The following is a 12756-nucleotide window of genomic DNA, read 5'->3' as shown; positions in this document are numbered from 1 at the left end:
ATTTTTAAATAACTAAATGTGCAGGGATTGATCCTGCTGTTGTTTCTTATTGCGCTGTATTTTCTTTGCGCGGGTTTTTACCTGAGGCTTTGGTTTTAACGCAGCTTCCTTTTGCTTTTTCAACTGTTCCAGCGTAATCGGCTGTTGCTTCTCATTCAGCATCAAAACCTGTTTATTCAAAGGATTGGCCTGCAAAAAAGTCGTCTTACCATTTTCCTGCTTTAAAGCAACCTGGTTACCTTGTTCCATTCCATTCAAGGCTTTCACACTCGCCAGTTCCGGTTTGTTCAGCACCTCAGCAATCCGGCTCACTTCCTGCCTCAGGTTAAAATCATGATCCGCAGGTGTCTCTCTTAAAAGCGGACTCCCATCAGCAGTGAGGTTCTTAAAATCCAGCTGCATCCATTTGGAAGCCATGCGGTCTCCACCAATTGAATAATATTGCAGCACCGCTCTTCCCTGTAAAAGGTTAGCCGCCTCCCTGGCATTGATACCCAAAGCCACATCAAAAGTATAAGACCTGCTCTGCCCAGGATTCATCGGATCTTTCAGCATCCCAGTATAACTGGACATCTCGTACTTACCAGAAAGGTCTTTTTCAAAATTCAGCTTCACCAGGTAATTACTGGTCCCCCATGGAGAAATCATTTCGATCGAGGTCTTTGCCCGCTCAAAATCAAGCTTCCTATCTAATTGAAGCAGATCAGGATTTAAGCCCATACCTCCGAGTGCATCGTTAAGGCTTGCAAGGTTCTCATTTTTCAACTGCTTAAACTTAGCCGCCTGGATAGGCCGGTCATATAACATCGCTTTAAGCCTGCGTAACGCGCGCAGCACCGGGTTTGGATACAGTTGTTTTTCCAGTTTATTCACCGTTTTTTTAACCATATCCAGCACCATCTTTTCATCCGGGCTTGCACCTTTAGTAATCCGATCTACCCCTGACCTCAAAAAATCATACTTCTGCCTGGCAATGTCCTTATCAATGTCCCTTCCAAACACTTCCTCTAACATGATCATTTTATCTTGCCAGTTTTCGCAAAGCACAATAGCCCGGTTCACTTGCCTGCTCATGTCATTTCAGCTTTTTGGTATTGTCCCGAAGCAATAAAGGATATCCCGCTTTCAATTTCTGTTTAACCCTTTTAACTTTTTTATTAAACAAAGATTTCGCGGCATCCAGTCCCGCTCCGGCTAGCTGCGTACTTAAACTCTGGTCAAAACCCATCAGTCCAATACTGCTCACCGCATCTACACTACCCCTGTTTACCGCATCTGTTAACAAGGCTTCCGGCGCATTAATCCCGGGCATAGCATCTCGCTTGTCAAAAACCGTAAGATTGACCGGGATAACAGAAGTACCCAGCCGGATGTTGCGGATCTGCAAATTCAGACGCTGGTTACTGAACTCCGCAAGGCCAAATACCAGGTGTCCCTTGGGGATGAGCTGCCCGTTTAGCCGGACACTATCCAGCAGGCGAAGTTCTACTACCGAACCCTGTACGGCCTTTTGGTTACCCGCTATGACCGCAGGAATAGCTTTAAACAGGCTGTCAACCTCCCCGGCAACAGGTTTAACATTTTTCCTGGCCAGTTCAGGATTCTGCACCGCCATGATCTTATCCATCAGCGAATGCAACTGCAACATTTCCGGATCTTCCTCAGCAGGTGACTGCATGCTTTTCATCAGGCTTTCCAGCCTGGCTACATCTTTGCCCATTGGCGCATCAACTGAAAAAGCCGTTCTTCTGCTCAGTTCATCATAACTTTTAACTGGCTTCACCGGGCTATTAATTTCCCTATTGATGGCAGCCAGTTTCTCATTGATCTGCCTGGTCTGCGGGTCTTCCACAGGTACAAATCCAAACCGCCCGGCAACAGCTTCAATACCATTACTGGTATCAGCACCACTTTCAGTGAGTTTATAAATGCCCATTTTATCTTTAGGCTCCTGGGTTTTAAACTGCGCATCCGGCAGATTGGCATTAATCCCCTTAGGCTGTGCCTCAGCTTCAGACTTTTCAGGATTCCCCCATCCCATGGCATAAAAGGCCAGTGCTGAAAACAGCAGCACCAGCACCGGCAGGATCAACAAAATCCTGCGCTTGTCTACTCTTTGTTTGTTCATATCAAATAATTTTAATGGTGAATGATTAAAGGATTTGCAGCAGTAAGCTCAGGCAGTAAAGACCAAAGCCAGTGCAGAATACCACCAGCAGCATCAACCAGGTTTTACTGGAAATACCAGCGGTTTTCCCGTTGAGGTAATCCGCTACACGTTGCTGGTAGCTCAGTATGGCCAAAGCAATTCTTCCGGCAGTCTGCTCCTGCCCGCTGCTTAAACCCCGATTTTTTCTTTTACTAAATAGCCTCATGACCGGAACGTTTAGCTGCTACATCTGCATTGAATAAAGTTTCCCAGCCTTGTATCAGAAAGCCATGCGGGTTGTTGTCCGTCTGGATTTTCAAGTCCCTTACCGTACCCTGGGTAACCAGCTTACGAAATACCGTACTACTGGAGCGTGATAACTTCTGAGTCGCATAACAGGTAAAAGCATAGGGATAGACATTGATATCCAGCCTGGTGCTGTCCACAGTAATCTCCTGGGAAATATTGGCTGAGATCAGGTTATTGTAATAGCCCTGCTCGCGCAGGTTATCATAAGCTTTCTTAGCGCTTTGATCCGCCAGGTACAGCGCTTTAACCATACTTCCCTGAATGGCTTTGTCATCAGGACTCAGGTTAAAAAAGTACTGGTGAAAAGTCTTGATGTGATCCCGCAGTTCTACTTCCAGGTTACTTTTGCGTTCTGAAGCAAAAGCCTGCAACAGCTTCCCGTTGTACAATACATGAACCGTTTGCCTCTCCGCGCGGATCACCTCGCAGAATTTATAAATCCCGAAACAAAGGGTCACTACATTTGCCAGCAGGAAAAACAAGCTGAACTTTTTAATGTGCTGAAAAGCACTGTCTATATTTTTAAGTTGTTTAAACATAATTGAAAAGCTTACTTGCCAGATACTTTGTCTTTGAAATAGTCACTGCCTTCAGAAGAAGAAATACCGCCGGACATTTTTCTCGCCATATCGCCGAAGGCATCCTGTTGCATGTTGTTCCCCTTGTGCACCTGATCACCCAGGATTTGTCCACCGCTGACTACCAGGCTATTGATTTTGGATAGCATGGCATTGCCCCCACCGGCATTGACAATGTAATTTGCTACACCAGGAACAGTGAAATACCCGAATATGCCAATGATGAGGAACACTAGATATGCGGTATCGGCCGGGCTGAAAAAGGTATCTCCCTCCAAACCAATCTGCGAAATGTCGATTTTTAACATGTTCTGCTGGATCTGTCCAAGGATTGTCCCAAAGATGTTCGCTACCGGGAGCCACATAAAAATGTTAATGTACCGCGCCAGCCAGATCGTGAGCGTATGCTGGAATCCATCAAAGACCGCAAAGCCAAAGACCAGCGGTCCCAGAATCGCCAGCACAATCAAATGAAAAGTCCGGACGGTATTGATACAAAGCGCAGCAGCTGCAAACAAGACCTGTAACACCTCACTCATCCATTGCTTGATGCTGTTGCGGAAATTGTAATAACTCTTGTCCATCCAGAACTTAATGTCATTGCCTACCCCTTCAAAAATCCCCTCTTTTTCTCTGTCCGGATCTTTAGGATGGGTAAACCGATACCACTTTTCACTATCGCCCTGCCCGGATTCCCCCACATACATCTGCCACTGCCTGCTCTTCTTAACCGCGGCTTCCTTTTGTTTGAGCAAAGTAGCAATCGCCTTATCAGATTCCTTGACCATCCCCCCGGTAGCAGAAACCACAGGCTGCAACACCCCGTTCAGCAGCGAAATCACCAAGGGAAAAAGAATAATCGCCATCCCCAGGGCAAAAGGTCGCAGTAAAGGATAAAAATCCACTGCCTCAGCAGCTGCAATCTGCCGCCATACCCGGGAAGCGATATACCATAAGGCGCCAAAACCCGCCACACCTCGTGCCACCCCGGTCAGTTTACTGCAAAGTGGCAGCATATCCCGGTACACATTGTCCAATACCGGCTGCATACCACCGATATAACCCGCCCAGTCCGCACCACTCTGCCCAAAGGACAGTATGGGCAAAAGCGTGGCCAGTACCGCAAAAAATGCGGTGATTAAAAATGTCTTGATCATAAATTATAGAATTAAATTTAGCGCGCGTTGAGCACGTTACAAATCATTATAATACTTCCTCAATCCCTCAACATCTGCCTTCTCCCGTTGCCGCTGCATGTTCAGCGAACTGGTCTGCCGGTTAAAACTCCGCAGAAACATCAGCTTATCCTGGGTATCAGCAAAAATCCTATCAATAGCCTGCAAGCGTTCATCGTCAGTCATCCGCAATTTCCCCGCAGTAATCACCATCGCCAGCTGATCCAGGTTATCCAGACTCTGACTGAACAATTCCCCGTACACTTTCCCCAGGTATTCCAGCTCTGAAACGGTAAAATTACCACCAGCGCTAAACCGTTTAAACGCAGATTTGTATTCTGAAACAATATCCGACTGATCGGAAATGATGTCTGCAATTCTTCTGTATTTCCTCACTTCAGGACTCACCAGCATCATCCCATCCAGGAAAACCTCGTGCAAAGAGAAATTACCCTCTGCAATGTTCTTCACCGATTTATATCCCGTAGACAACACATCGTAACCTTTTTTCATCGAGGTAAGAATACCCTTCAGCTGGCTGAGTTTTTCCACATTCAGCAGCAATTGCTGCGCTTCCTGCGACTGCGCTAAAGTCCCAAAAGAACAACAGCACAACAGCAATAACATTAAAAACAAATTCTTCATCGCTACTCTTTAAAGTGAAACATCCTGTTCATATCCTCCAGTTCCAATACTTCAGACTGCCTATGCCGGATCAGCTGCCTGGCATTGCCAATAAAATCCTGGGTAAAAGCAAATTTCCCCAGCATACTTTCATATACTTTATTCAGCCTGGACAAACGCTCATCGTCCTTCATTTCGAGTCTGCCCGCAGTAATCACCAGCAGCAGTTCCTCCAGGTCATTATAACAGGCCGCAATCAGCTGATCGGCAACCAGCGCGATATAGTCCAGGTTTTCCGCAGATAAAAAGGCATTCCCTTTGATACTGCCGAAGGCCTTCATAATCGAAACCTGTAAAGCAATGATCTCCGCAATCCGCGCATCCTTACGAATGGCCGGACTGACCTGCTTCAATGAACTGATAAAGGCATTGTGCAGGTTAAACTCCCCATGGGTAATGTCCCTGATCGCCGATAGCCCACCATCAACAATCTTGTAGCCCTTTTTCAGATACCCCGCATAGACTTCCAGTGCAGCAATCTGCTGCAGGAGGTATTTTTTCTGCGTTTTCTTTTGCTTAAACCACTCCCCCCAGGTCTGTGCCTGGCTCAGCTGAGCAAAACCGATGCAAAATACCAGCATCAGGCAAGCTATCTTCCTACTCCAGTTCATACATACGCTTTAAGGTTTTGACTTCAAAATCTGATTTCGCCCGCTGGATTGACAAAGTGATGTTCTGGTTATTGAACTGCTTCAAATCGGCATAATTCTGTTCCATCTGCTCAGCGGCAGCACCAATCAGTTCCAGCCTTTTCGCATCAGACATCTGCGTTTTAAAAGAATTCACCAGCACAAATACCTGGTCCAGGTTCTTGATACTCGCATCCAGAATACCCCGGTAGACTTCTTCCATATGCAGCAATTCATCCGCGCTGAAATGTTTATCCTTATTGAACAGACCGATTGCCCATTTGTATTCCCGGACAATAGCTGCCTGCACTTCCGCCAGATCTTTAATCCGTTTATAAGTGGCAATCAAAGCCTTCACTTCCCAGAGCTTCTGGTAATAATCCGCATACAACGCGCGCTGCCTTTCCGTCCAGTCTGAAATCTCCGTCAGTTTCAACTTAGACAACTGATTTTCAATCACCTTCTGCGCATTTTGCAGCCAGATCGTTTCATTCTGCAGCCGCTGCACCTTCAGGTCAACCGCCTTAATGACTTTTTTTACCCCCGCCTTAATCACCTCCACAATCGCCAGCTGCGCATTTGCCCCTGTGGGCAAAGCAACCAGCAAAGTCATGGCACTAAGGGGCAGGACAACCATATAGGTTCTCATATACTGTTTTAATGTCTTCATAAATTTTGTTAATTAACGCGCTGATACCTGCTGTTTTCCAGCATCAGCAACCCTTGTTTAATGTCAAATGAAATGACCCTCCCTTTACGGTTCTCGGTCATGCTTTGTGAGCCCGGGTCGTACACCGCCTTCCATTCTTCCCGCTCTAACTGCAAATCTCCAACCCTGCCCTTTTCATCGATCAGCTGAAAACCCGTTTTGCGGTGGATCAGGTAATTCAGGTCTTTGTCGTGTTCCACTACCAGGGTATCATAAGCAATACTGAATTCAGAGGACCCCTGATTCACATAGGTTCCAGGGATCTGCCCTTCAATACCAGTACTACAACCAACAATGAATAAATACGAAACCACAAAGCCCAGAAATGCATACTTGAAACTTTTCATAATTAAAAATTTTAAAGGTTATAAACTGATTTTACCACTGCGGATATCCGCTGCCAGAGCAATCACTCCCTTGTGGATGTCACCATAGCGCGCGGCATATTCCTCCACTTTCATTTTCTCGGTTTCTTCTGTAGTATATATAAGGTATTCCTCCAGACAAAGCTCGTTCCGGTAAACATTCATCTGCTGTCCCCCCTGATCTACAAAGATCTCCCGGTACTGTTTACCCTGCTCATTTGCCTTGTTCAACGAAAGCAGCATGGTTTTCGCTTTATCTGATAAACCCAGCACCTCTTGCAACTTGTCAAACTTGTTCATGAACTTGCGCATATCCAGGAAAAGCTTGGTATCAGAAAGGTTGATCACCGTTTCTTTAATGATTGGAGACGAAATCAAATCATCCACTTCCTGGGTAATCAAAGCTGCAATCCCATTAAACTTCCGTACGGTTTTATATAAATATTTGATAAATCCCGCCATACCGGTCTTTGCAATGGCGATCCAGGCTTCATCAATCGCCAGGATCTTCCTTTTACCCTTCAGCTTTCTCATTTTAGAAATGAACATTTCCATAATAATGATCGTCACCACGGGAAACAAAATTTCATGCGACTTGATTTTGTCCAGCTCGAAAACAATGAAGCGTTCATTCAGCAGGTCCAGGTTCTCGGTTGCGTTCAGCAAATAATCAAACTCACCGCCCTTGTAATAAGGATTTAAGACATATACAAAATTCGACAAATCAAAATCCTTCTCCTTCACATCCCCGTTTTTCAGCACCACCATATACTCCTGGAGCAGGAACTCATAAAAGGAATTAAAACACGGGAAAACCTCCGGATGAGCTGCCAGATGCGCATAATACAAAGTAATCGCCCCGGAAATCGCCACATATTCCGAGCGGTTATAATCCTCACTGTCTTTCTTCCAGAGCGCAATCAGCAGCGTTTTCAGACTTTCCTTTTTTTCTACATCCAGCACATCGTCTTTGCCAATGTAAAAAGGATTAAAGCGGATTGGATTTTCCTCGGTATAAGTAAAGTAGTACCCTTTTACCGCATCACACAAACCCTTATAACTGCCCCCAATGTCAATCGTTACACAATGCGCTCCTTCATCATACAGCGAGCGCAGCAAATGACACATCGCTAGTGACTTCCCCGCACCTGAAGAACCACAACAAAAAAGATTTCTATTGGTGATCAATCCCGATTTCATCGGCGCATTGAACAAATCCAGGTACACCGGACGGCCGTACAAACGGTCCCCTAAACGAACTCCAGAAGCATCAGACCTGCAAGCCGATTCCAGGTTCAAAAAACAGGCCGCCTGCTCGGCAAAGGTGTCAAAAGTATCGTTCATCGGAAAATCCGCTTCATTGCCCGGCATCCCTGCAAACCAGATCTGCGCGGCACCATCACTTTCCTCTTTCACCACTGCATCCATTACCGCCATCGCAGACCCCACCTTATTTCTCAACTCCGGAAGTTCCGAAACCTGATCTGACCAGCACAGCACATTAAAATGCGCCTTTACCGGCAGCTTCTGGGTCACTACTGCCTCATTTAAAAAATCGTTACAGGCATCCCTGCCCACGGCATTCTCACGGGAATAAGCAGACAAAGACTGCAAGCGCAGTTTTTTCGCCTCCAGCGCTTTAATCGTTTTCTGCGCATCCCCGATAAATATAAACTGGTTGTACACATGGTTACAATCCAGCAGCTGACCCAAAGGCGTCGCAAAACCAATACTAAAGCGCGTCTTATCCGTAGAATACTTATCATAATTGATCCTGGAACCACAAATCGCAGGCAAATCCACCGCATCTGAAAGCGTATACAATTGACAATGCTGATCCCCAATCCGGATTTCATCCCGGATATGAATGTCCCTGATCACCGGCTGCTGACCACGCCTCAACAGAAAACAATACTTTTCAATAACTCCCGGCTGACTCGCTGTCCCGGACAGCTCCGCATCCACAAGCCTGCGCAAACCCAGCACCCCAGTATCCAGCAGAATCCGCTCAAACTGCCCGCAGGCAGATAAAAAGCCAGCAAACATTTTCTCATCCTGCATCCGCACCGGAGCAATAGATTTCCGAAGGATATTGGAGTAACTGGAAGAAGACAACTTACGACCCGCAGGCTTATGCGTTAAAAACACAAAACACTGGTGATCCAGGAAAGTCCTATCCTTAAAAAACTCCACAGCAGCACCAGACAAAACATTATCCGAACTTCCTGATACCCCGACTTTGGCACGCTGAAACCAATCCGCCTTATGCAGTACCGTCCCCGGGTTCAATACCCGGATCGCCTTGACAAAAGCCTGGTGCAATGCCTCAAAATCCGCTACCGACTGGGTACCGATCACCGGCAAAGTCAGCTCATAAGCAATCGTCACATCCCCGAACATCGAAATCATCGCCCCGGATTCCACCTTCCATACCGGCATTATTTTTTCAATCCCGATCATACCCTTTGCCTTTCCGCATTACTTTGCGCCATGCGCAAACCCGTAAACACCCGCCTGGAAGAAAACTTCAGGTAAAGAGGCAATCCACGTTTAGCAAAATATTTACTCAATCCATGTACTCCAAAGCGCTTAGATAACCTGGTCACCACTAAAAACAAAGCAGTGCCCAAAAACACAATCACAGGCACCACCACGACCAGCGGAACACCCAGAATATACATCAGCGTAAAACTGAGCAAAAGCAACACCAGACCGGCCGCCAGATAAGCAATGTACTGCCCATACAAACCCCGAAACTCAATCGGCTTATTAATGCCCTTATTGATTTGATAAATTGAACTCATCATCTTAAAAATTTAATTCTACAGCGGGCAAGGCCATGCGCCATCTTAGACTAGGCTAACCCCGCCCGCTGAGAACCCGTTAACCCTAAACCCCGAAGAAAGACTTCAGTACCGTCGCCACAATCACCAGGAAAATGCAGCTGCCAAACCACGCAGCAGCCACCTTATTGGTATCCGGCTCACCCGCATTCCACTTATTGAAAACTTTCACCGCCCCGATCAAGCCCACTACCGCACCGATCGCATACACCAGATCACATCCCGTATCAAAATAACCCGATACCTGATCCGCCGCAGCCCTGATCCCGGCCTCTCCATCCTGCGCCCGGGCAACGACACTACTCAACACCCCGTAAACCGACAGACACATCGCCAGTAAAACAAACCGGCCAGATAATTTTCTTCGCTTGCCAAAAGCCAAAGCATCACTGTTTTTTTTCTTCATATCTCTTATTTAAAATTCCCTGATCAGCAGTCCAATCACCGCCATTACCTATTTGGCAGGGAATTCAAAAAAGAAGATTCAAAAAGAAAACTCAACAAGAACCTACGAAAAGAACCAACAAAACTCCTAATCCAAAAGACCAGCAAGCTCGTCCTCTGAAATATCAAAAGGCAAATGCTCCACAATAAATTCCGCCAGTTCAACCCTTACTCCACCAGCAAACACCTTTGGATACTTTTCACGGATCATCCCAAACAGCGCAAAGAAATCCGCCCTGGTTCCATTCTCCATCTCCAACACCGAGCAAATGCCCTTAATTTCATCCTGCACATCCGCCAGATCACCCAAAGGATCTAAATCCCTATCCACAGACTCCCTGGGCACAAAACTGAACTCATCCGCTTCCAGCACACTCACCCCAGACTCCCCGGCAACACCACCCATCAGATCCAGCTCCAGCTCATCCACCTGATCCTGCCAGCTATGCGCCAGCGGCTCAGAACTCTTTCCCCTACCCGATAAAAACCCCGCAATCTCCCCCCGGTAAAACAGCAGCCCAACCCCCGCATACCAGAGCACACTCAACACCAGCGCAGCAATCAAAAACTCCTGCCAGGTAAATACTTGTAACATCATATCTTTTATTTTTTATCCGCCACGACATTGCAGCGGATTCACACCACAAAATTTCAAAAGCCCAAAATCACTTGGTCACTAGTAGAGATCAATAAATTAAAAAAAACAACCAAAATCCAAGCAAAACCCATCCAAAACCACCACCAAACCCACCAAAAGGCAAAAAAAACAAACCTAACCCTCCAGGTCATTGTCCATATATTTCAGCAAAGCCTGCTGCAACAAATCCAAAAAATGCGTCCGGCTGATCCGCTTTCTTCGCTTAATCTCCCTAAACCGATTCGCAGGAATCCCCACCTCCAGCCCAAAACTCTCTTCCATCCAGCGGAAAATCTCCGCCAGCGACACCTTACCATCCCCAATCTGCCGGGACACATACAGCGCATAACCCAGCTCCACCAAATTCACCACCTCCCCCGTCCAGTCAAACCACTTCTTATCCACGCCCACAGGCGCAACCACCGCAGCAGCCCTCACCTCCAACACCCGAAGCTCCCCCAGGATAAACTCCCGCAAACTCTCATAAGCAATAAACTTAGAAAACAAATAATCCCCCGGCGTAGAAAACTCCCCATCCAGCTCCCAAAACTCAGGCAACAGCACATCAGGCACCATCCCATCACGCAAAAACAACAACTCATCCATCTGCGTAAAACCAGAGCGGTAATACTCATACAAAAAAGCATACTGCTTAAAAAACCTGGAAATAAAAGCCAGTTCCTCCACGTAATAAGACCTAAGCATCTCATCGGTACCCACAGGACGCTGATTCAAAATCCCAAACAAAGAAACCTGGTAAATCTTCAGCGCATAATACTCCGGCTTTTCAAACTTAAAAAAATAGATTTCCTCCAGCTGGTCCCGAAAAGCCACCGTCGTCACCCGCTCCCTGACCACAGCCAGAAAAGCATTAATCAACGAAATCGACTCATTAAAACGAGACAGCAAAGAATAATCCCCACGAGCCGCAATCCCCTTCAACCTCAACCGGAGATCCCGGAACTCCTGCTTAGCATTATTGTTTTTACGCATAGCATTATAAATTTAGATAAACCCCACCGGCACCCGTTAACTGGCATTAATTCATCACCCCGGCAAGAAAAAATTAAACAAACCTCATCAGCCTAAAAAAGCTTTAAGCCCACAATCTAGCCACACAGAAAAAAGAAAATGTAAGGGAAAAAACGTAAAATAAATAATACGGGATTACCCGTACAAACACCCAAAAAAAAGAAAGAAACTCCTGATCGATTCCCTGAAAAGCGCTATAATTTCAGGTGTATCAATATAAAAATGACGCATTCACTGACAGCGCCAAACCAGAAAAAATGGCAAAGACTTATTTATCAGTGTTTTTTACTACTTTTCTGAAAATTAGAAACTCCAGAACAGTACAAACCAAATAAATTATCGAGAAGCAAAACGGTATTATTAGCGGACCAGCAGGCGCAAGTCTATACTCGTAAAAACCCATCAAAACATTAACACCCAAAGAACCAACCCAAACCAAAGGGACTGCTGAAAACGTCAGAAAAGACAAAAAATAACTCCGCTTAACCTTGTCAATTTGATTTAGAAAAACAAATAAAGAACCCGCAATCATCACAGCAAGATAGATCAATGAATAACCCAGGTTTATCAATACATCCATAAAATTAAAAAACCTTTCTAAAAAACTAGTACCAGCAGGCACTAACCCGTCAATAACAACCCTGTACAGCATAAACAACACCAGACTTAGCACCACATTAACCAGCCAAAACCTAAATACAATTTTCCTCATATCTTAACCTAATACACTGAATACAACACTTAAAAAAAGACTTTCTGCAAATTTCCATTTATTTTCCGGAAGGCCTTCGCAACATTCAATTCAATGTAAACAAGTCCGCAAATTAATACAATTTCTACCAAGAAATAAGCTATTCCAAAAATGCCAAGTATAGGAAAGTATATCATCAAAAGAGCCAGCGTCAAAATAGCATAAAGCAAATTAGCTATACCAATGCCAATTATAAAAGGTGTCCAAAGTTGCTTCAAAAATAAATAGCACGCTATTGAATAAATACAAAAGCAAACCGCTATTAAGGAAAGCGCATTCAATATCCATATTGGCATCCCAACGTACTTATTGAAATTCCCTAATATCACAAATAAGAAAAAAGCAGTCAAAAAAGCGCCCAACCCATCAATTAAGAAAAGCACTCTTGGCTTATCTGCTAATTGACTTATGATCCTTCTTACTATTTTATTCATTTTAAAATATAGAATTG

The 12756-nt window shown here is 45.4% G+C and carries 16 protein-coding genes; all 16 read right to left on the bottom strand.

What is annotated here, in order from left to right; genetic code table 11:
- Positions 1–12 precede the first annotated feature (12 nt).
- The 16 genes from WC623_RS06700 to WC623_RS06625 all read right to left on the bottom strand — a co-directional run bounded on the left by WC623_RS06700 (position 13) and on the right by WC623_RS06625 (position 12739).
- Positions 13–1074 (bottom strand): hypothetical protein, encoded by a 1062-nt coding sequence (locus WC623_RS06700; RefSeq protein ID WP_372849242.1) that lies wholly within the window; start codon positions 1072–1074, stop codon positions 13–15.
- A 1-nt stretch (position 1075) separates the two neighbouring features.
- Positions 1076–2128, bottom strand: a complete 1053-nt coding sequence (gene traM / locus WC623_RS06695; protein WP_372849240.1) for a conjugative transposon protein TraM — start codon at positions 2126–2128, stop codon at positions 1076–1078.
- 25 nt (positions 2129–2153) lie between these two features.
- Positions 2154–2375, bottom strand: a complete 222-nt coding sequence (locus WC623_RS06690; protein WP_372849238.1) for a hypothetical protein — start codon at positions 2373–2375, stop codon at positions 2154–2156.
- Positions 2362–2997: a conjugative transposon protein TraK gene (gene traK / locus WC623_RS06685; RefSeq protein ID WP_372849236.1), complete on the bottom strand. Its 636-nt coding sequence runs from the start codon at positions 2995–2997 to the stop codon at positions 2362–2364. The genes WC623_RS06690 and traK overlap by 14 nt, the downstream gene beginning before the upstream one ends.
- A gap of 11 nt (positions 2998–3008) precedes the next feature.
- Positions 3009–4193 carry a conjugative transposon protein TraJ gene (traJ, locus tag WC623_RS06680; RefSeq protein WP_372849234.1) on the bottom strand — a complete coding sequence of 395 codons (1185 nt, stop codon included), beginning with the start codon at positions 4191–4193 and terminating at the stop codon, positions 3009–3011.
- A 36-nt stretch (positions 4194–4229) separates the two neighbouring features.
- Complete coding sequence (locus tag WC623_RS06675; RefSeq protein ID WP_372849232.1) at positions 4230–4856, bottom strand: TerB family tellurite resistance protein; 627 nt, start codon at positions 4854–4856, stop codon at positions 4230–4232.
- A gap of 2 nt (positions 4857–4858) precedes the next feature.
- Complete coding sequence (locus tag WC623_RS06670; protein ID WP_372849230.1) at positions 4859–5506, bottom strand: hypothetical protein; 648 nt, start codon at positions 5504–5506, stop codon at positions 4859–4861.
- A complete protein-coding gene (locus WC623_RS06665) occupies positions 5493–6194 on the bottom strand; it encodes a conjugal transfer protein TraI (RefSeq protein ID WP_372849228.1) in 702 nt (233 codons plus the stop codon). The genes WC623_RS06670 and WC623_RS06665 overlap by 14 nt, the downstream gene beginning before the upstream one ends.
- Positions 6195–6202: 8 nt before the next feature.
- Positions 6203–6580, bottom strand: a complete 378-nt coding sequence (locus WC623_RS06660; RefSeq protein WP_372849226.1) for a hypothetical protein — start codon at positions 6578–6580, stop codon at positions 6203–6205.
- A gap of 18 nt (positions 6581–6598) precedes the next feature.
- Entirely contained in the window at positions 6599–9058 is a 2460-nt protein-coding gene (locus tag WC623_RS06655) for a TraG family conjugative transposon ATPase (protein WP_372849224.1), read from the bottom strand.
- Positions 9055–9405, bottom strand: a complete 351-nt coding sequence (locus WC623_RS06650) for a DUF4133 domain-containing protein (protein WP_372849222.1) — start codon at positions 9403–9405, stop codon at positions 9055–9057. Before WC623_RS06650 ends, WC623_RS06655 begins: the two co-directional genes overlap by 4 nt.
- 82 nt (positions 9406–9487) lie before the next feature.
- Positions 9488–9772: a DUF4134 domain-containing protein gene (locus tag WC623_RS06645; RefSeq protein ID WP_372850560.1), complete on the bottom strand. Its 285-nt coding sequence runs from the start codon at positions 9770–9772 to the stop codon at positions 9488–9490.
- A gap of 201 nt (positions 9773–9973) precedes the next feature.
- Positions 9974–10483, bottom strand: a complete 510-nt coding sequence (locus WC623_RS06640) for a hypothetical protein (RefSeq protein ID WP_372849220.1) — start codon at positions 10481–10483, stop codon at positions 9974–9976.
- A gap of 174 nt (positions 10484–10657) precedes the next feature.
- Positions 10658–11515, bottom strand: a complete 858-nt coding sequence (locus WC623_RS06635) for an RteC domain-containing protein (protein WP_372849218.1) — start codon at positions 11513–11515, stop codon at positions 10658–10660.
- Positions 11516–11822: 307 nt separating this feature from the next.
- Positions 11823–12266, bottom strand: coding sequence for a hypothetical protein (locus WC623_RS06630; protein WP_372849216.1), 444 nt, complete (start codon positions 12264–12266; stop codon positions 11823–11825).
- A gap of 29 nt (positions 12267–12295) precedes the next feature.
- On the bottom strand, positions 12296–12739 hold the full coding sequence (locus tag WC623_RS06625; RefSeq protein ID WP_372849214.1) for a hypothetical protein: 444 nt from the start codon (positions 12737–12739) through the stop codon (positions 12296–12298).
- Positions 12740–12756 lie beyond the last annotated feature (17 nt).

The organism is Pedobacter sp., from assembly GCF_041645105.1.
Classification (GTDB): domain Bacteria; phylum Bacteroidota; class Bacteroidia; order Sphingobacteriales; family Sphingobacteriaceae; genus Pedobacter.
Note: the sequence above shows the minus strand (reverse complement) of the source record. Positions and strands in the feature narration are given on the sequence as shown.

Coding starts and splice junctions, on each gene's coding strand:
- WC623_RS06700 (WP_372849242.1), bottom strand. CDS start 1,074: ATGAGCAGGCAAGTGAACCGGGCTATTGTGCTTTGCGAAAACTGGCAA.
- traM (WP_372849240.1), bottom strand. CDS start 2,128: ATGAACAAACAAAGAGTAGACAAGCGCAGGATTTTGTTGATCCTGCCG.
- WC623_RS06690 (WP_372849238.1), bottom strand. CDS start 2,375: ATGAGGCTATTTAGTAAAAGAAAAAATCGGGGTTTAAGCAGCGGGCAG.
- traK (WP_372849236.1), bottom strand. CDS start 2,997: ATGTTTAAACAACTTAAAAATATAGACAGTGCTTTTCAGCACATTAAA.
- traJ (WP_372849234.1), bottom strand. CDS start 4,193: ATGATCAAGACATTTTTAATCACCGCATTTTTTGCGGTACTGGCCACG.
- WC623_RS06675 (WP_372849232.1), bottom strand. CDS start 4,856: ATGAAGAATTTGTTTTTAATGTTATTGCTGTTGTGCTGTTGTTCTTTT.
- WC623_RS06670 (WP_372849230.1), bottom strand. CDS start 5,506: ATGAACTGGAGTAGGAAGATAGCTTGCCTGATGCTGGTATTTTGCATC.
- WC623_RS06665 (WP_372849228.1), bottom strand. CDS start 6,194: ATGAAGACATTAAAACAGTATATGAGAACCTATATGGTTGTCCTGCCC.
- WC623_RS06660 (WP_372849226.1), bottom strand. CDS start 6,580: ATGAAAAGTTTCAAGTATGCATTTCTGGGCTTTGTGGTTTCGTATTTA.
- WC623_RS06655 (WP_372849224.1), bottom strand. CDS start 9,058: ATGATCGGGATTGAAAAAATAATGCCGGTATGGAAGGTGGAATCCGGG.
- WC623_RS06650 (WP_372849222.1), bottom strand. CDS start 9,405: ATGATGAGTTCAATTTATCAAATCAATAAGGGCATTAATAAGCCGATT.
- WC623_RS06645 (WP_372850560.1), bottom strand. CDS start 9,772: ATGTGTCTGTCGGTTTACGGGGTGTTGAGTAGTGTCGTTGCCCGGGCG.
- WC623_RS06640 (WP_372849220.1), bottom strand. CDS start 10,483: ATGATGTTACAAGTATTTACCTGGCAGGAGTTTTTGATTGCTGCGCTG.
- WC623_RS06635 (WP_372849218.1), bottom strand. CDS start 11,515: ATGCGTAAAAACAATAATGCTAAGCAGGAGTTCCGGGATCTCCGGTTG.
- WC623_RS06630 (WP_372849216.1), bottom strand. CDS start 12,266: ATGAGGAAAATTGTATTTAGGTTTTGGCTGGTTAATGTGGTGCTAAGT.
- WC623_RS06625 (WP_372849214.1), bottom strand. CDS start 12,739: ATGAATAAAATAGTAAGAAGGATCATAAGTCAATTAGCAGATAAGCCA.